This is a genomic window from Sorangium sp. So ce836, from assembly GCF_028553905.1.
Classification (GTDB): domain Bacteria; phylum Myxococcota_A; class Polyangia; order Polyangiales; family Polyangiaceae; genus Sorangium; species Sorangium cellulosum_D.
Genome location: NZ_CP102233.1, coordinates 12,779,396 through 12,796,789, shown reverse-complemented (window position 1 = coordinate 12,796,789; position 17,394 = coordinate 12,779,396). Strand labels below are relative to the sequence as shown.

The 17,394-nt window shown below is 74.0% G+C and carries 14 protein-coding genes; 3 read left to right on the top strand and 11 right to left on the bottom strand.

The window, feature by feature from the left end; all coding sequences use genetic code 11:
- Window positions 1-108 precede the first annotated feature (108 nt).
- Entirely contained in the window at window positions 109-234 is a 126-nt protein-coding gene (locus tag NQZ70_RS46815) for a hypothetical protein (protein WP_257792751.1), read from the top strand.
- Between the two features lie 27 nt (window positions 235-261).
- Here NQZ70_RS46815 and NQZ70_RS46810 read toward each other — a convergent pair whose 3' ends face one another.
- The 7 genes from NQZ70_RS46810 to hemE form a co-directional block, all read right to left on the bottom strand.
- Complete coding sequence (locus tag NQZ70_RS46810; RefSeq protein ID WP_129580016.1) at window positions 262-1,845, bottom strand: GAF domain-containing protein; 1,584 nt, start codon at window positions 1,843-1,845, stop codon at window positions 262-264.
- Window positions 1,846-1,992: 147 nt separating this feature from the next.
- Window positions 1,993-3,114, bottom strand: a complete 1,122-nt coding sequence (locus NQZ70_RS46805) for an acyl-CoA reductase (RefSeq protein ID WP_129581996.1) — start codon at window positions 3,112-3,114, stop codon at window positions 1,993-1,995.
- Entirely contained in the window at window positions 3,114-4,304 is a 1,191-nt protein-coding gene (locus NQZ70_RS46800; protein ID WP_237244682.1) for an acyl-protein synthetase, read from the bottom strand. The genes NQZ70_RS46805 and NQZ70_RS46800 overlap by 1 nt, the downstream gene beginning before the upstream one ends.
- Window positions 4,305-4,333: 29 nt before the next feature.
- Window positions 4,334-5,692, bottom strand: a complete 1,359-nt coding sequence (locus tag NQZ70_RS46795) for an aspartate aminotransferase family protein (RefSeq protein ID WP_129580015.1) — start codon at window positions 5,690-5,692, stop codon at window positions 4,334-4,336.
- Between the two features lie 43 nt (window positions 5,693-5,735).
- Window positions 5,736-6,635: a GGDEF domain-containing protein gene (locus NQZ70_RS46790; RefSeq protein WP_020741151.1), complete on the bottom strand. Its 900-nt coding sequence runs from the start codon at window positions 6,633-6,635 to the stop codon at window positions 5,736-5,738.
- Between the two features lie 1,061 nt (window positions 6,636-7,696).
- Window positions 7,697-8,476 carry a class II glutamine amidotransferase gene (locus NQZ70_RS46785; RefSeq protein ID WP_129580014.1) on the bottom strand — a complete coding sequence of 260 codons (780 nt, stop codon included), beginning with the start codon at window positions 8,474-8,476 and terminating at the stop codon, window positions 7,697-7,699.
- 45 nt (window positions 8,477-8,521) lie between these two features.
- Complete coding sequence (gene hemE, locus NQZ70_RS46780; RefSeq protein ID WP_129580013.1) at window positions 8,522-9,571, bottom strand: uroporphyrinogen decarboxylase; 1,050 nt, start codon at window positions 9,569-9,571, stop codon at window positions 8,522-8,524.
- Between the two features lie 251 nt (window positions 9,572-9,822).
- On the opposite strand from hemE, the gene NQZ70_RS46775 reads away from it, so the two are divergent.
- Window positions 9,823-10,401: a PH domain-containing protein gene (locus NQZ70_RS46775; protein WP_129580012.1), complete on the top strand. Its 579-nt coding sequence runs from the start codon at window positions 9,823-9,825 to the stop codon at window positions 10,399-10,401.
- A gap of 25 nt (window positions 10,402-10,426) precedes the next feature.
- Here the strand turns inward: NQZ70_RS46775 and NQZ70_RS46770 are convergent, their stop codons facing one another.
- On the bottom strand, window positions 10,427-11,614 hold the full coding sequence (locus NQZ70_RS46770) for an amidohydrolase (RefSeq protein WP_129580011.1): 1,188 nt from the start codon (window positions 11,612-11,614) through the stop codon (window positions 10,427-10,429).
- A 164-nt stretch (window positions 11,615-11,778) separates the two neighbouring features.
- On the opposite strand from NQZ70_RS46770, the gene NQZ70_RS46765 reads away from it, so the two are divergent.
- Window positions 11,779-12,912: an FAD:protein FMN transferase gene (locus NQZ70_RS46765; protein ID WP_129580010.1), complete on the top strand. Its 1,134-nt coding sequence runs from the start codon at window positions 11,779-11,781 to the stop codon at window positions 12,910-12,912.
- Between the two features lie 28 nt (window positions 12,913-12,940).
- Here the strand turns inward: NQZ70_RS46765 and NQZ70_RS46760 are convergent, their stop codons facing one another.
- The 3 genes from NQZ70_RS46760 to NQZ70_RS46750 all read right to left on the bottom strand — a co-directional run bounded on the left by NQZ70_RS46760 (window position 12,941) and on the right by NQZ70_RS46750 (window position 17,378).
- Entirely contained in the window at window positions 12,941-13,840 is a 900-nt protein-coding gene (locus tag NQZ70_RS46760) for a hypothetical protein (protein ID WP_129580009.1), read from the bottom strand.
- Window positions 13,841-13,923: 83 nt separating this feature from the next.
- Window positions 13,924-14,712: an enoyl-CoA hydratase-related protein gene (locus NQZ70_RS46755; protein ID WP_129580008.1), complete on the bottom strand. Its 789-nt coding sequence runs from the start codon at window positions 14,710-14,712 to the stop codon at window positions 13,924-13,926.
- 44 nt (window positions 14,713-14,756) lie between these two features.
- The gene (locus NQZ70_RS46750) at window positions 14,757-17,378 is read right to left on the bottom strand and encodes a M1 family aminopeptidase (protein ID WP_237244681.1); all 2,622 of its coding nucleotides are present in this window, start codon (window positions 17,376-17,378) and stop codon (window positions 14,757-14,759) included.
- Between the last annotated feature and the right edge of the window lie 16 nt (window positions 17,379-17,394).

The following is a 17,394-nucleotide window of genomic DNA, read 5'->3' as shown; positions in this document are numbered from 1 at the left end:
CGTGAGGCGTCAACGCCCGGCGGCCCGCCGGAGGTGCGGCGGCCGAGGTACGGGGTTCCCTCGAGGGGCTCGAGCGGCTATACCCCGGCCATGCCGCAGAAGCCCGCAGTGAGAGCCAAGAAGAAGCGACGCGACACGAAGCGCCTGGCGAACTGGCGCGCCAAGAAGGAGCTGCAGAGCGCCCAGGGAACGCCGCCGGCCGACCCGGCCGCCGCCGCGCAGCCCAGCCGCTGAGCCGCGAGCACCGGCCCCGGCCGGTGCTCAGTTCGTCGGCTCGTCCTCTCCGTCGTCGTCCGGCGTCGGCCCGGGCAGCGGCGGCCCCTTGCGCCGCGCCGCGCGGACCGTCGCGACCTCGGCCCGCGACGGGTTGATCACCAGAAAGCCATGGTCCGCGTCGAGGAGCGCGACGTCGCCCGGCGACGCCCAGCGGAACGCGCCCGCCACATCCACGATCGACGGCACGCCGAGCAGCTGGAGGAGCACGTGCGAGCGCGGCCCGGACCGCTCGCTGAGCGCGACGCCGACGGGGTTGGCGCGGGCGGAGATCAGGAGATCGAACACGGTCAGCTGGTCGCCGACGAGGACCGCCTTCGACGGGAGCTCGGCCCGGGCGTCCGGGGTCGCCAGCATCAGGATCGCGTCGCAGAGGTCCTCGATGTCGCGGGCGCGGTCCTGCAAGAACGGGTCGCCGACGATCCCGTTGGCGGCCCGCGCCACCTCGCGGGCGACCGTCCCGAGCGCTTGCGCGACGGTGCGCCCGCCGGCCGCGAGCTCGAAGGCGCGCGCGCGCAGGCGGCCGTCGCCGATCATCAGGAGGTAGGTCGAGAGGAACGCCGCGTCCTGCGCGATCCCCCGCTCCGCCGCGCGGGCGTGGAGCTCGACGAGCGCCTTCTCGGCGATGTCGAAGGCGAGCCGCAGGAGCTTCGGATCGCCGCGGCCCCGCTGCGGGCCGAGCGACGAGCTGGCCGGCCGCCGCAGGGCCGCGATGGCGCCGAGCGCGCGACCCGGGACCACGGGCAGCCCCGGCAGCGTGACCTTGCGCGTGCCCCCGCCGGTGCGCCGCCGCCGCTCGCGCAGCTCGTCGAGCACCTGCGCGTGGCGCGCGCCGGCCGCGATCGGCGCCGTCAGGGCCATGAGGAGCTCGACGTCCCGCGCCGTGAAGGCGCGATCCCCCGCCCGCTGCACGACCAGGGCGCCGAGCGGGCGGCCGCTGCCGAGGATCGGGGCCGCCAGGAAGACCGGGAACCGCTCCTCGCGGAGCTCCGGGAACGCGCGGTAGCGCTCGTGCTCCGTCGCCTGGACGACCGAGATCGGGCGCAAGCACTCGACCGCCATGCCCGTGATGCCCTGCCCGACCGAGAGCCGCACCGTGCCGCGCGCCTCGCGCGGGAAGCCGACGTTGCCGCGCAGCACGAGCTCGTCGCCGTCGCCCTCGAGGAGGTACAGCGACGCCACGTCGGCGCCGAGGATGGCGGCGATCCGCTGCGGCGCCTCGTCGAGGAGGAGCGACAGCGGCATCGGCTTCGCCACGAAGGCCAGGTACTCGATGACGAGATCCAGGCGCTCGTCGCGGCGCACGTGGATCCTGGCGGAGGTGACCGACGGCGGCGCGTCCTCGCCCTCGGGCTCCGTCTCGCCGCCGGCCTGCGCAGCGCGGGCCGAGCTGCCGGCCGGATCGCTCGGCGCGGGGGAGCCCGCGCCCGCGTGGCGCTCGTCCGGCGGTCCACCGTCCACGAGCCCCTCCCGTGCGCCCTCCACGTCGAGCGGCGCCGCGGGCGGGCTCGCGATCGCCTCGAGCTCCGTGGGCGGGTGGGTCGCCTTCGGATCATCGGTGCGCGACGACATACGACGATCGCTATCACACACCGTCGCTCGAGCGCACCTCGCACGCGAGCGCGCCCGGATCGCGCCGCCGCCGAGGCCGCGCCCGCGGCGCGACGCGCGCGCTGCCGGCGCGCCGTCCGCCCGCCGCCGCGCGGCCGGTCACGGAGATCAGCGCGCCCGCAGGTCGACCGGGCCATCCAGGGGCGGGCGCTGCATCCACCCCAGCGCCGAGACCCGGGCGCGCGGGGCCGCGGCGGACACGGCGCGCGCGAGCTCGCCGCCGCCGCCGGCGCCGATCGCGGTGATCGCGCCGCGGATCGGCGCGAGCAGCGCCGGAGCCGCGCCGGCGCCGCTCGCCGCCACGTGGACGACGCGCGCCGCGGGCGGCAGCAGCAGCGACCGCGGCGCCGGATCCACGCCGACCCCGTGCCCTTCGCCCTCCCAGAACGAGCCCACGGCCTCGAGGGTGGCCCGGTACATCGCCACTTCGGCGCGCGCGGCGCCGTCGAGCTGCCCGCGCGGGACGCGCGCGCCCGCGGCCGCGAGCGCCTCGTGCAGGGCGCGCGCGAGCGCCTCGGCGCGCTCGGCCGGGCCCTCCACCAGCACGAAGCGCGGCGACAGGCAGCCGCGCTGATCGAACGGCACGACGTCGTCCGCGATGTCGCGCGCCGCCTCGGCGAGGCGCGCGTCGGGGCCGACGACGGCGAGCCCGAGGCCGGCGCCGTGCCCGCGCACGAGCACGCCGCGCCCGGCCTGGGCGCGCAGCGTCGCCACGGTCTGGTCCGAGCCGTAGACGTGCAGCTCGGCGCGCGGCGCGCTGTCGCGGGGCTCCTCGCCCGCCGCCTGCGCCCCGGCGTCGCCGAGCGCCACGTCCGCGACAAGGGCGATGGCGCCGCCGTCGCGCGCGAAGCCCTCGTCGGCCGAGAGCGCGCGCACGAGGAGCTCCGCGACGACGGGATCGCGGCGCGACGGGCGCACGAGGACCTCCGGCGCCGTCGCCGCCGCGACGGCGATGGCCCGCAGCGGCGCCGTGCAGACGTTCGCGGCGAGCACCACGTGGCAGCGGCGCGCGCGCCCCGCGGTCGCCACGAGCGCGTCGAGCTCGCCGCTGCTCGGCGCGACCTCGAGGTGGCGGCCGAGCGCGAGCTCCACGCCCTCCGGGGAGAGGCCGCTCGTGGCGGGCAGCCGCCGCCGCGCCTCCTGGCCGAGCGGGTCGCGCGCGTCCGCGATCCGCGCCGCCGCGGCGACCGCGCGCTCCACCCGGCGGCGCCGCGCCGCGCCGTCGTCCATCACGGGCCGCCGCCGAGCATCTGGTCGATCGCGATCGAGCAGCCGCGCGGCGGCGCCCCGGACGCGCGGCCCAAGAGCTCGACGCCCTCCTCGGTGACGCGCACGCGATCGGCCGTCTGGATGGCCACCGCCGAGTCGACGTTCGCGAGATCGACGATCCGCGCGAGCCCGATCTCGCCGGCGGGGAGCGGCGCGAGCGTCTCGGGGTCGACCGCGGTGACGCGCGTCCAGGGCGGCGCGAGGTAGATCCCCGGCGCGGGGCCCGGCCTGCCGGCGAGCGCCGCCGCGAGCGTGCCCTCGTAGAGCTGGCTCGAGAGCTCCGTCATGCCGTACTCGCCCACGACGTGCGAGAGGGGCACCCCGAGCGATCGCGCGATCGACGCCCGCAGCTCCTCCGCGGGCACCTCGCGCGAGCGGCCCTTGTAGCCGCCGGTCTGCATCGCGCGGCTCCCTCCGGGCAGCAGCGTCGCGCCCTCGGGCAGCCCGGCCTCGAGCAGGTGGACGAACGCGAACGAGGTGCCGAGCACGATGGCCGGCTCGCCCGCGGCGCGCGCCTCGGCGCACGCGCGGGCGAACCCCGCGGCGTCGAGCTCGCCGCCGCGCACGTGCCAGCTCGCCGGCCCCGAGAGGCGCGCGGCGAAGCGATCGATCATGAACCCGAGCGACGAGTCCGGGACCTCGTCGAGCGGCGGCGCCAGGACGATCGCGCGGAGCCGCGCGCTGTCGGGCCACAGGAGGCGCGCGCCCCAGGCGACCGCGGCGAGCTCGTACGTCGCGGTGGTGCGGAACGGGTGCTCGCCGCGGGACGCCGCGCCGAGGGAGGTCCCGCTCGTGCGGAAGACGCGCTCGTTCGCCTCGGGCGGGTGGGCCGCGACGCGCGCGAACCGGAAGACGTCGCACGGCACCGCGGGGATCTGCGCCGCGCGCTGCATCGTGTCGACGTCCACGCCGCGCGCCTTGAAGAGGCGGGCGACCGGCGCGCACCGCGCGGCCTGGTGCCGGGCGAGGGCGATCGCGAGCGCGTCGAACGTGTCCGGGAGCGCGGCGTCCGCCGCGCCCTCGCCCTGCTGAAGCGAGGCCGCCGCCGCTCGGCCGGCGCCGGGCGACCCCGCGCTGTCCGGGAGGAGCGACGCCTCGATGAACGCCTGCGCGCGGCGGTGCAGCGCCTCGCTCTGATCGATCGATCCCACGCGACCGGGATAGCACGCGCCGCGCGCGCCTAGGACGAAAGCACGCGCGCCAGCGCGCCGGCCGCGGCCGACAGCAGCGCCTCGGGGATGGTGAGCGCCGGCGTCAGCGTCAGCGTCTCGCCGCGCACCCCGCCCGTGAGGACCAGGTAGCCCTCGGCCAGCATCCCGCGCATCGCCCGCAGCCCGAGCTCGGCGCTCTCGAGCTCCACGCCGACCATGAGCCCGGCGCCGCGCACGTCGACGACGCCCGCTCGGCCCCGCAGCGCCTCCCGGAGCGCCGCCTGGAAGCGCGCGCCCACGTCGCGCGAGCGCGCGGCCAGCTGGCCTGCGTCCAGGGCGTCGAGCGTCGCGAGCGCGGCGCTCGACGCGAGGGGCGAGCCGGAGTGCGTCGAGGTGTGGACCACCTCGGCCTCGCGCGCCCACGCGCGCATGATCGGCTCCGGCGCCACGCACGCGGAGATGGGGAGCCCGCCGCCGAGCCCCTTGCCGAAGCAGAGGATGTCCGCGGGCGCCCCGATCGCCCCGGTGCGCGTCATCGCCCCCGACCGACCGAGGCCGGTCCAGATCTCGTCCGCGATCACGAGCGCCCCGCGCCGGTGCGCCGCGTCGCAGACCGCGCCCAGGAACGCGTCGGGCGGGACGACGCAGCCGCCCCGCCCGAGGATCGGCTCGAGCAGGATCGCGCCGATCTCGCCGCCGCGCAGCGCCGCCTCGACCGCGTCGAGCGCGCGCGCCGCGCCCGCCTCGTCGCGCGGGTACGGCGCGAACGTCACGCGTGGGTTGAGCTGCTCCGCGAACGGCGACCGGTAGCTCTCGCGCAGCCCGCACGCCGCGAGCGGCGCGTACCCGAGGCCGTGGTACGCGCCCTCGAAGGCGACTAGCCCCGGCCGCCCGGTCGCGAGCGCCGCCGTCTTGATGGCCGCCGTGATCGCGTCGCTGCCGCTCTGGCCGAGCAGCGCCATCGGCGACGGTCCGGGGTGCAGCGCCGCGAGGCGCTCCAGGAGGGCGATCTTCACGTCGGCCGAGTACACGTCGCCGAGGGCGAGCGTCAGCCGCGACATCTGCTCCTCCGCCGCGCGCCGCACCGGCGCCGCCGCGTGGCCGAGCAGCAGCGCGCCGAAGCCCGCGCACAGGTCGACGTAGCGGTTGCCGTCGACGTCGCAGACGTTGGCGCCGCGCCCGTGCGACAGCACGATCGGGAGCATCTCGGCGCCGCTCTTCTGCGCCCGCGCCTCGCGGCGCCGGCCGAACGCCGGGCACTCGACGCGCTCGAGCCGCTCGAGGGCGCTCCGCGACCTTGGACCAGGCGGCGGCACCATGATCTCGGGCAGCGCCTCGCCGCCGTCCGGGTCCAGCGCCGCCGGCAGCGGCAGCTCGCTGTTCGGCATCGTCGTTCCTCCGCCGGGATCTAGCGCGCCCGTGGCCCCGAGCTCAGGCGCAGACGCGGTTTCTCCCGCTGTTCTTCGCGTGGTAGAGGCGCTCGTCGGCGCGCTTGATGAGGTCGTTCGCGGTGCGATCGCCCTCCTGCAGCAGCGCCACGCCGACGCTGATCGTCACGCGGATGCTGTCGGCCTGGAAGACGAAGAGGTGCTCCGCGACCTTCTGCCGCAGCGTCTCGCCGAGCGCCGCGGCGCCCTCGATCGACGTCTCGGGCAGGATGATGGCGAACTCCTCGCCGCCGTACCGCGCAAAGACCTCATCGCGGCGGATGCGGCTCTGCACGATGCGCGCGACCTCCTTCAACACGAAATCGCCGGCCAGGTGGCCGTGGACGTCGTTGATGCGCTTGAAGTGGTCGATGTCGAACAGGAGGATCGCGAGGTCGCGCTCGTGGCGGCGGCCGCGGATGATCTCGCGCTCGAGCGCCTCGTAGAGGTAGCGCTTGTTGTGGATCTGCGTGAGACCATCGATGATGGTCATCCGGTAGATCTCTTCGTGGTATTGCGCCTCCACGTCGGCGCCGGACAGGAACTTGAAGATCGTCGGGCCGATCTTCACCCGGTCTCCGTTCTTCAGCACCACCTCGCGGGAGATCTGCTCATCGTTGCAGTACGTCCCGTTGGTGCTGCCATCGTCGACGACCATCCAGGCGCTCGGCCGCTGCTCGAAATGGGCGTGCCGCCGTGAAACGGAGTCGCCGTCGAGCACGATGTGGTTGTCCGCCCCCCGGCCGACCCGCGTCGGGTTGTGCTCCAGCACGAACCGCTTGCCGAGCAGCGTGGGCTCCTTCGTGTAGATCACGACCAGGCAGTCGGTCGTGTTCTTGCTGCCGCCGCCCGGTGGGGGCTGGACCACCTGCGTTACACGAGTCTTTTCGTCGAAGTCACTCACGCGCGCTCAGCCCAACCCGTCGTGCGACCTAGCCTCGACATCGTTCGAGCTCTTCCCGAGACGGAACCTACCCGGGCGCGGCTCTTCGGTCGCGATCCAACGGCTCGATATGCCCTAGCTCGCCCAGCGTCAAAGCGTACTGACATGCCCCGACTCCCGTCAAGACGGCCATCCGGGCGGAGCCGTCTTCGGTGATTCCTCCGCCTTCCCGACCCGACAGCGGCACACGTCGCCCGCCGCGCTCCGTCGTGCCCTTCCACGCTCTCGGCTTGTTCCTCGCACGCCGTCCGCCCCTCACCGTCGCTTGCTCTGCACCGCATCGCCTGTGCTCGCTGAAGCGCCTTGTGGGGCATTGTGCGCTTGTATCGCAGTGGATGCGCCGCCCCGTTCTCTCGTGCAGCTCGCGCTGCCGTCGATGCGGCTCTCTCTATGCGTTTCCCGGGCGCGCCGCCACCCGTCCGGCGAGCGGTCGAGCCGGCAGGGGAGAGAATGGTTCGCTGGAGCACGATGTGTTGGTTCGGCTGGCAAGCCCGCGTTCTGCGGGCATGAGGCTCTGTGAGTTCTGCCTCAAAACCAGGGCGCATCACAACGCTGAACTGAGCGGAACGAGCAGAGCTGAGCGGAACTGAACGGAGCCGAACGGAACCGAACGGAACCGAACGGAACCGAACGCCGCGCGCGCCGCGGCCGCGCAGCCCGCGGCCGCCTTCCGAGCAGCGCCGGTTGGTTGACTTGGCACACGGGGTGCGTAGAGTAGACCTGCGTCGCGGCGGAGACCTTCCCCCCCCAGGTCCGCCGCGGCGTTTTTCATTTCAGGTTGCTCCGTGGCCATCTCCACCCCTGGCGCGGTCGCGTATTTCCTCCTGGGATGATTCCCGGAGCAGCGCGTTCCTCGCCAAGCAGCCATGCTCCGTCGCTGCTGGAACCGTTTGCCTCGAAAGGCATCAACAGGCCCAGCCGGAGCAGGTGCCGAGAAACCGACCTCGGCTGCAAGGAGGGTATTGACGACCCGAGCCCTGCTGGGCGGGTGGAGGCCGGCGCGGGAGCCCGGCCGCCGTCGTTCACGACCGGAGCGTCGCGCGCAGCTCGCCGCCGTCGAATACCCAGAGCTCGCCCGGCCGCCCTTGGGTCCAGGTCTCGTTGACGGTGAGCGGGGTCGTCGCGACCACGGCGACGCGATCCTTCGGGGTCGTGACGGCGGAGAAGTCGACGCGGACGTCGTCGTCCGCGAGCGTCGCGACGCCGAACGGGGCTTTGCGCACGATGTAGCAGAGCCGGGTCCCGCAGCGGGCGAAGAGGTGGCGCCCGTCGCCGAGCAGGAAGTTGAACGTGCCGTCCCGGCCGAGCTCGCCGCCGAGCGCCGCGACCGCCGCCCACAGCTCGCTGGGCCGGCGCGGGTAGCTGGGGAACGCGCTGCGGAGCCCCTCCAGGAGGTAGCAGAACGCGTGCTCGCTGTCGGTCGTGCCGATGGGGTTGAAGCGGCCCAGCGCGCGGCGCCGGACGCGGCGCAGCGTGCCGTTGTGCGCGAAGACCCAGTGGCGTCCCCAGAGCTCGCGCACGAATGGGTGCGTGTTGGCGAGCAGGACGTCGCCGCGGGTGCGGCGCCGGATGTGGCCGATCGCGAGCAGCGTCTTGATCGGGGTCTCGCCGAGGAACCGCGCCAGCGGGCTATCGCACGCGGGGCTCGGGTCGAGGAAGACGCGCGCGGCGCGCCCCTCGAAGAACGCGAGGCCCCACCCGTCGGCGTGCGGTCCGGTGCGACCGCCCCGGTGCCGGAGGCCGTTGAACGAAAAGACGATGTCGGTGGGGACGTTGCACTCCATCCCGAGGAGCTCGCACATGCTCGCGGCGGCACCATATCACCCCGGGAGGGGCGAGGCGCAGCGTCAACGATCGGGCTCGCCCTGCAGCGACGCGCGCGGGATGGAGTGGACGAGATCGATCACCGCCTTGACCGTGTCGACCGGCGTCTCCGGGATGATGCCGTGGCCGAGGTTGAAGATGTGCCCCGCGCGCCCGCCGGCCTCGGCGAGCACCGCCCGCGCGCGGCGCTCGGCGACGGCGCGCGGCGCGCAGAGCAGCAGCGGATCGAGGTTGCCCTGCACGGCGCGGTCGTAGCCGATGCGCTGCCACGCCTTGTCGAGCGGCGTGCGCCAGTCGACGCCGATCACCGTGCCGCCGGCGTCGCGCTGCGCCTCGAGGAGCGCCCCGGTGTTCGTGCCGAAGTGGATGACCGGGACGCCGGTCGCCTCGAGGTCGCGGAGGATGTGGCGCACGTGCGGCTGCACGTGCTCGCGGTAGTCGTCGATCGAGAGCGAGCCGACCCACGAGTCGAACAGCTGCACGGCCTGCGCGCCGGCGGCGACCTGCGCGCGCAGCAGGCGGCGGACGACCTCGGAGATCTTGCCCATGAGCGCCGACCACGCCTCGGGATCGCTCCACATCAGCTGCTTCGTGAGCCGGTAGTCGCTCGATTTGCCCCCCTCGACGAGGTAGCTCGCCATGGTGAACGGCGCGCCGGCGAAGCCGATGAGCGGCGTCTTGCCGTCCAGCTCCTTGCGGATGAGGCGCACGGCCTCGAGCACGTAACCGAGGCCCTCTTCGGGCTCGAACACGCGGAGCCGCTCGATGCCGGCCCGGTCGCGCACCGGCTCGTGGATGACCGGGCCCTCGCCCTTCGCGAACTCGAACGGCGCGCCCATCGGCTCGAGCGGCAAGAGGATGTCGGCGAAGAGGATCGCCGCGTCCATCCCGAGCCGCAGCGGCTGGAGGGTCACCTCGAGCGCGAGCTCGGGCGTCTTGCAGATCTCGAGCAGCGTGTGTTTCTTCCTGAGCTCCCGGTACTCGGCCATGTACCGGCCCGCCTGGCGCATGAACCATACGGGCGTCACATCGGTCGGCTCACGCCGGCAGGCGCGCAGGAAGCGGTCGTGCATGGATGGAAAACTCCAGGATGGGCCCGAGGAGGCGCCCTCGGGGCGATCCTTCATGTCCGTTCAGCCATCTCCCGGCAATGGGTTTCTGGGAGCGCCGCGCCGTGGTTTTCCGGGAACGCCCGACCATGGATTTCTGGAAGCGCGGCGGCCGACCCCCGGGCGAGCGGGCTGAGGGGGTACCCAAGCGCCGCGTCGTCCGCCGTGTAGACTACGAATCTATGGCGCGTCCTTCCAGACCTCCCGGCTTTGACATGACGTACAGGCCCGAGAAGCGCATCGCGTTCGGGCCGCCGTTGAAGGAGCGCATCCCGGCGCTGCTTTACCTCGCCTTTGCCCTCACCGTCTCGGCGGTGATCTTCTATGGCCAGAACGCTCCTTCGAGCTCCCGGATCTTCCAGTACGTCGTGGAGGGGGATCGCCACCGGCTCGTCCCGTCGAGCGTGTGCGCCATCATCCTGTGCGTGAGCGCGCTCGCGATGGTGCTGCGGGAGCAGATGCGCGGCGTGATCGTGCACCCGGACGGGATCGAGCTGCGCGAGCTGCTCGGGTTTGGGCTGCCGCGCGTGCGGCGCTTCGCCTGGTCGCAGATCGATCGCATGTCGGTGCCCTCGGCGCAGGCGGGCGCCGGCGGCGCGGTCAAGGAAGGCAAGCCGTCGAGCAACATCCGGCTGGATCTCTGGGACGGGTCCCGCACCTGGCTGCCGGACGTGGGCGACAAGATCGCGCTGTCCGTGATGCTGGAGCGGGTCGCCCTGGCGCGGGCGATCCCGATCGAGGGGGGGACCGGGCTGATGGACGACCTCGGCAACCCCCTCCAGGACGACGGCTGACGAACGGCCGACGGCTGACCCGGGCCTAGGCCGCGCTCGCGCCGGCCTTCCGCTGGGCGAACTCGTCGCGTACGCCCTTGCGCAGCTCGGGATCGAGCAGGAGATCCGCGCACGTCATCGCCATCGCCTTGGCGGCGATCAGCATCGAGTCCTGGCCGGCGGGGCTCGCGGCCTTGGCGGCGAACGCGTGCTGGTGGCAGGTCGTCTCGCCCTTGCCGCAGATCGCGATCCAAGGGTGGATGGCGGGGAGCGCGTGGGACACGTCGCCCATGTCGGTCGAGCCGGTGCCGACGGCGGGGTCCATCTCGACCGGCGAGCGGCCGAGGGCGCGCAGGTGCTCGCCGAAGCGGCGCGCCATCTTCCGGTTGTTGACCATGTTCTTGTAGCCGCCCTGGTCGACAAGCGCGAGCTCCACGCCGCTCGCCATGGCCGCGCCGCGGGCGCAGCGCTCGACGATCGCCCGCACGCGGGCGAGCTCCTCGGTGTCGAGGGCGCGGACCGAGAACTCGGCCACCGCGAGCTCCGGGATGATGTTGACCGCCTGGCCGCCGTTCTTGATGAACCCGTGCACCCGGACGCCGTCGCGGAAGTGGACGCGCTGGCCGTCGATCAGCCGGAAGGTGTCGAGGCAGGCCGTGAGCGCGCTGTTGCCGTCCCACGGCGCGAGCGCGGCGTGCGACGGCTTGCCGTGGAACTGGAGCTCGAGCCAGGTGCTGGCCAGCGTGTCGTGGGCGAGCAGGTCGCGGTCGAACGGGTGGAACATCATCGCGGCGTCGACGCCCTCGAAGGCGCCGGCCTCGAGCAGCCGGATCTTGCCGCCGCCCCCCTCCTCGGCGGGCGTCCCGACCAGATCGATGGTGCCGGCCACGGCGTCCTTCTGCCGGGCCAGGGCGAGGAAGGCGCCGAGCGCGCCCGCCGCGATCAGGTTGTGCCCGCAGGCGTGGCCGATCTCCGGGAGGGCGTCGTACTCGGCGAGGATGGCGAGGTGGGGGCCCTGGCCCTGCCCGATGCGCGCGCGCAGCGAGGTGGGCATGCCGGCGAGCCCGCGCTCGACCTGGATGCCCTTCTTCTCGACGGCCTCGGCGATCCACGCCGCGGCCTTGTGCTCCTGGAACCGGAGCTCGGGGTTCGCGTGGATGCGCGCGGCGATCTCGCGGAGCTCCGGGGAGAGGTCGTCGATGTCGCGCTGGAGGCGGCTCGGGTCGAGGCTCATGGCCGGGCGATACTACCCTGGATCCGCGCGGCTCGCCTGGGCCATGGTGGCGCCGGCGGAGCTCTACCGCCGGCGTCCGGCCGCGACGGCGCGGCGGGGCCGCGCGGCCCGCGCGCCCGCGCGCCCGCGCGCCCGCACGTCTTCCACGGAGTCAGGATCCTCGAATGCAAAGGCTGCGCTGCTCTTCGCTCCTCCTCGGTCTCGCGGCGCTGCTCGCGCCGCCGGCGCTCGCCGGGTGCGACGCCCCGCGCGCGGGCAAGGAGGCCCCGCCCGCCGCCTCGAGCGCGGCGCCCGCGCCGGACCCGAGCGCGGCGGCGCAGGCAGGGCCCGCCCGCGTCGCGGTCGAGGCGAGGGCGATGGGGACGAACCTGCTCCTCGCCGCCTACGCGAGCGCGGCGATGGATGAGGCGGCGATCCGGGCCAGGCTGGAGAAGGCGATCGCCGAGATCCGCAGGCTCGAGGGGCTGATGACGACGTGGCGGCCGGACAGCGAGCTGTCGCGGGTCAACGCGGCGGCCGGGAAGAGCGCCGCCCCGGTGAGCCCGGAGTCGCTCGACGTGATCGAGAAGAGCCTCTGGATCAGCGAGCGCTCCGGCGGGGTCTTCGACGTCACCTTCGAGGCGATGCACGGGCTCTGGAAGTTCGACGAGGACATCGACGACAACGTGCCGCGGAGGGACGACGTCGAGCGGGCGCGGGCGCTCATCGATTACAAGCAGATCCGGATCGATCGCGTGCAGCGCACGGTGATGCTCGCGAAGCCGGGGATGCGGATGAGCCTCGGGGGGATCGCGAAGGGATACGCCGTCGACGCCGCGGCGCGGGTGCTGCGCGGGGAGGGGCTGACGTCGTTCTTCGTGCAGGCCGGCGGCGACCTGTACATCGCCGGGAAGAAGCCGGACGGCTCGCGGTGGAGGGCGGGCGTGCGGGACCCGCGCGGCAAGGGACCGAACGACTACTTCGCGATGATCGAGGTCGAGGACCGCGCGTTCTCGACGGCGGGCGACTACGAGCGGAGCTTCATCAAGGAGGGCAGGCGCTATCACCACATCATCGATCCGCGGACCGGCTTCCCGGCGACCGAGAGCCGGAGCGTGACCATCTGGGCGAGGGACGCGCTGACCGCCGACGCCGTCGATGATGCGGTGTTCATCCTGGGAGCCGAGAAGGGGCTCGAGCTCGTCGAGGCGATCGAGGACTGCGGGGCGGTGATCGTCGACCGCAACAACAAGGTATGGGTGTCGAAGCGGATGGAAGGGAAGGTCGAGGTGCTCCGCCCGCCGACGGATGGGCTGTAGGGCGGGGCGCTGCCGGCGCTGGAAAGCGTCAGCCCTCGAAGAGCTCGTCCAGCGTCGTGGCCGTCAGGATCCGCTCGGCCCAACCCGCGAGCCGCTCCCCGGACGCAGCGAGGACCTGCTCCCGCCTCCCCTCGGGCACGTCTCCGAACCGCGCCCGGAGCTGACGCAGCAGCACGGCGCGCTGGCCATCGTCGAGCCCCGCGCGCCGCCCCTCGTCGAGCCCCGCGCGCCGCCCCTCGTCGAGCGCCGCCTGGCGCTCGCGCGCCTTGATGGCCTCGATCTCCGGGTTGCCCTTGCGCTCCAGCGCGCGGACGACCTCGCGCTCGGCCGCCGCGCCGTCGAGCAACGCGCGGACGGGGACCGGACGGACCAGGGACGGATCCTCGATCATCGCGTCGGGCGCGAGCGGCACGAACCGCCCCTCGGCCGCCGACCACTCGGCGACCCCGTCGCGCTTCACGAAGATGGCGAAGACGCGGCGCACGCCCCGGGCGACGAGATCTTCGGCCTTCTCGCGCACGTCGTGCATCGATTGCTCGTTGACGATCTCGAACGAGAGCTCCTCGAGGTACCGGCGCCCCGTCGCCGGATCGATCCCCGCCTTGCGGATGGAGAGATCGGTGGCGAAATCCGAGCCCTCGGCGACGCGGGTGATGAGATCGGCCGCACCGATGTAGCCGGGCTGGAGGTGCGGCGCGATCAGGAAATCGAGCCGCACCTGCTGCTCGGCGTGCGGCTCCAGCGCCGGCGCCGCGACGACCTTGCGTCCGCGGATCAGCTCGTCGCGCGTCACCTCCGGCGCCACGAGGTGCTCGTCCACAGCCGGGAAACGCGCCTGCCGCAGCTCTGCGGGCGGGAGCCTGGCCGCCGCGCCGCCTCGGGCGGCCGGGGCGAGCAGGAGCGCGGCGCCGGTCGGCTTCGGATCCATGGAGGCAAGGCTAGCACGACGGCGGCCGCGCGCGCCCCGCCGCCGAGCCAGCGCGCCGCGGAGGCGGCCCGAGGCGCGCGCCGTCACCGCCCCCGGTACACCGGCTTCCGCTTCTCGGCGAACGCGCGCAGCGCCTCGAGCCGATCCTCGCTGCGCAGCGTCTCGTCGTAGTGCACCCGCTCGATCTCGAGCCCGAGATCCAGCGGCACGTCGTAGCCGTCCTCGATCGCCCGGAGCGCCGCCGCCTGCGCGATGGGCGCGCCGCTCGCGATCGGCTCGATCCACGCGATCGCGTCGTCGACCACCGGCGTCCCCTCGGGCGACACCCGGTTCACGAGCCCCCAGGCGAGCGCCTCGGCCGCGGCGAGCCTCCGGCCGAGCAGGATCATCTCCTTCGCCCGCGCCTCGCCGACGACCCGCGGCAGCCGCTGCGTGCCGCCCGCGCCCGGGATGATGCCGAGCGACGTCTCCGGCAGCGCGAGCTCGGCGTGCGGCGCCGCCACCCGGAGATCGCAGATCAGCGCGAGCTCCAGCCCGCCGCCGAACGCGACCCCGTTGATCGCGGCGATCACCGGCTTCGGGCTCCGCGCGAGCACCCCGAGCTCCGTCCGGTACAGCCCCACCTGCCGGCGGACGTCGTCCGGGCTCATGCCCTGCCGCTCCTTGAGATCGGCGCCGGCGCAGAACGCCTTGTCCCCGGCGCCCGTGATCACGATCGCCCGCACCTCCGGGTCGTCCACGAGCTCGCGCCCGAGCCGCCCGAAGGCGAGCAGCGCGTCGCGGGAGAGCGCGTTGCGGCGATCCGCCCGATCGATGGTGAGCACCGCGACCGCGCCGCGCCGGTCGAGCTTCACGGGAGAGGCGTCCGACATGGAGCCTCCCTAGCCGACCAAAGCGGCGCGGCAAAGGGGCTCGCTCACTTCGCGTCGGCCGCCTTCTTGGCCTTGTTCCCCGCCGCCTCGAGCTTGCCGAGCCGCGCCCGGATCTCCGCGTTGTCGCGCCGCAGCGCCTCGAGCTCGTCCCGCAGCCGGTCCAGCTCGCGCTTGCCCGCCCCGCCGAGATCGCGGAGCACCTCGCGGATCCGACGCCGCACCCGGCCGTCGAGATCGCGGTCGAGCTGCCGCTGGAGCGCGCCGCGCGACCGGCCGTCGCCGAGATCGCCCAGCGCGCGCGCGACGTCGACCCGGAGGTACGGATCCGGCTGATCGAGGAGCTCCTCGAGGAGCTCGCGCGTCCGCCGATCGCTCGAGAGCTTCGGCAGCGCCAGGATCGCCGCCCGGCGCCCCCGCGTCGGGACGCCGTAGCGCGTCCGGGCCGTCAGGTGCGGCACGGCGCGCTCGTCGCGCAGGTTGGCCAGCCCGTCGATCACGCCGCAGCGGAGGACCTCGCCCCACGAGGGGCGGTCGAGCAGGTCGATCAGCGTCTCGAACCCCGAGCTCTGCCGCGTGGCCCCGAGCGCCCGCGCCGCCTCGGCCTGGACCAGGTAGCTCGCGTCGCGCAGGGCGAGCCTGCCGAGGAGCTCCGCCGCCTTGGCCGACCGGAAGTTGCCGAGCGCGCTCGCGACCGCCCGCCGCACCTTCGGGTGCTCCACGCCCGCGCTCGCCTCGAGCAGCGCGAACGCCGCGCTCGACTGGAGCGCGCCGAGCGCGCCCGCGGCGGCGGCGCGCACCCCCCAGAACTCGTTCGTGTCGGCGAGCGACTGCCCGAGCGCCCGCGCCGTCGGCGGGTCGTCGCGCCGCGAGAGCGGCTTCGCGGCGAGCATGCGGCCGCGCGCCGTCGGCGCGTGGGCGAGCTGCGCCCGCAGCAGATCGGCCGGCGCGTCGACCTTGACCTCGCCCAGGATCCGGAGGTCCGGATCCACCACCACGAAGCGAGGGCGCCGCGGGAGCGGGATGACGAAGGTGTGCGCCTGCTGGTCCACGCGCCGCACCTCGCGGCGCACGCTCGAGCCCTTGCCGTCCGCGAAGCCGAAATCGAGCACCAGGTCGAACGCGAACGCCGGCGGCGTCGCGGCGTCCGGCTGGAGCGCGTGCTCCCGGCTGGGGTGCTGCCCGGCCGCCTGCGTCTGCTTCACGGTCACGGTGCACTCGTCGCCCTCGAGCTCGATCTTCACGTCGAGCTCGGGGTGCCCGGCGCGGAACACCCACTGCTCGAAGAAGCGCTCCAGCGACTTGCCGCTGACCTCCTCGAGCGCGCGGGCGAGGTCCCGCGTCTCCACGACCCCGCGCGCGTGGCGCGTCAGGTAGGCGCTCACCCCGCGCCAGAACAGCGCGTCCCCGAGCTCGCGGCGGAGCAGGTGCAGCACGAGCCCGCCCTTCTCGTAGAGGTGCCGATCGAAGACGTCGAGCGGCGCGTCGTAGTCCTGACAGACGATCGGCCGCCGGTAGCGCCCCCGCGCCTCGCCCAGATACGCGTCGAGATCGGCCTTCAGGCCGTGATCGTACTCGTCGGCGCCGAGGTGGTGCTCCCGGTAGACGTGCTCCATGAAGGTCGCGAACCCCTCGTTGAGCCAGCCGTGCGACCAGTCGCGGCACGTCACGAGATCGCCGAACCACTGGTGCGCGAGCTCGTGGGCGATGAGATCGTCCGACGAGATGTCGAGCGCCGCCCGCTCGTCGAGCAGGATGTGCTCGTACATCGTGGTGGCGGTCGTGTTCTCCATCCCTCCGAAGATGAAATCGCTCACCACCACCTGGGCGTAGCGGCGGAAAGGATACTTGACGCCGAGCTTCTCGCTGAAGTGACGGATCATGTCCGGCGTGCGCGCGAACGTGCGGCGGCCGTCCTCCTCCCGCCCCTTCGGCACGAAGTACGCGAGCGGGATGTCGAGCGCCGCGTCGTCGATGCGGGCGAACTCGCCCGCGACCAGCGTGAACAGGTAGCTCGGGTGGGGCTCGTCCAGCCGGTAGTGGAAGACGCCCGCCTTCTGCGACTTCGCGTCGCTCTCGAGCTCGCCGTTCGACAGGCAGTACCAGCCCGGCGGCACCTCCGCCCGGAGCTCGGTCGTCTGCTTGACGTGGGGCTTGTCGATGCAGGGGAAGACGTGGCGCGCGTCCTCGTCCTGGCACTGCGTCCAGACCTGGCGCGGGCGGTCGGGGACGTGCTCGTCCGGCTGGAGGAAGTAGATCCCCCGCCGCGGCGTGGCCCGGTACCGGACCAGGATCGACGCCTCGGCCTCGTCGAGCGGCACGGCCACGCGGAGCGTCTCGCCGTCGTACGTGTGCTCGGCCGGCTGGAACGCGCCGCTCGCCGCCTTGCCCGCGCCGCGCCGGGGCTTCACGGCGCGCCCCGCGCCGGCGCTGATCTCGACCGACTCCAGATCGAAGCCGACGGCGTCGAGCGCGATCTCGCGCGCCGCCGGATCGACGCGGACCACGTCGAGCCGCGCGGCGCCGCGGATCGAGCGCTCCGCGACGTCGAGCGCGAGATCGAGGGCGATGTGCCGGACCGTGAACGGGCGCGAGCGCTCGTAGACGCGCTTCGTCCCGGCGAGCGCGAAGGGACGGGAGGCGAGCGCGAACTCGGACGACGAGAGCACGGAACCGCAGGCGCAG

Bases quoted from the DNA above. Each gene is read 5' to 3' on its own strand.
- NQZ70_RS46810 (WP_129580016.1), bottom strand. From the start codon at position 1,845: ATGTCGTCGCGCACCGATGATCCGAAGGCGACCCACCCGCCCACGGAG.
- NQZ70_RS46805 (WP_129581996.1), bottom strand. From the start codon at position 3,114: ATGGACGACGGCGCGGCGCGGCGCCGCCGGGTGGAGCGCGCGGTCGCC.
- NQZ70_RS46795 (WP_129580015.1), bottom strand. From the start codon at position 5,692: ATGCCGAACAGCGAGCTGCCGCTGCCGGCGGCGCTGGACCCGGACGGC.
- NQZ70_RS46785 (WP_129580014.1), bottom strand. From the start codon at position 8,476: ATGTGCGAGCTCCTCGGGATGGAGTGCAACGTCCCCACCGACATCGTC.
- hemE (WP_129580013.1), bottom strand. From the start codon at position 9,571: ATGCACGACCGCTTCCTGCGCGCCTGCCGGCGTGAGCCGACCGATGTG.
- NQZ70_RS46775 (WP_129580012.1), top strand. From the start codon at position 9,823: ATGACGTACAGGCCCGAGAAGCGCATCGCGTTCGGGCCGCCGTTGAAG.
- NQZ70_RS46770 (WP_129580011.1), bottom strand. From the start codon at position 11,614: ATGAGCCTCGACCCGAGCCGCCTCCAGCGCGACATCGACGACCTCTCC.
- NQZ70_RS46765 (WP_129580010.1), top strand. From the start codon at position 11,779: ATGCAAAGGCTGCGCTGCTCTTCGCTCCTCCTCGGTCTCGCGGCGCTG.
- NQZ70_RS46760 (WP_129580009.1), bottom strand. From the start codon at position 13,840: ATGGATCCGAAGCCGACCGGCGCCGCGCTCCTGCTCGCCCCGGCCGCC.
- NQZ70_RS46755 (WP_129580008.1), bottom strand. From the start codon at position 14,712: ATGTCGGACGCCTCTCCCGTGAAGCTCGACCGGCGCGGCGCGGTCGCG.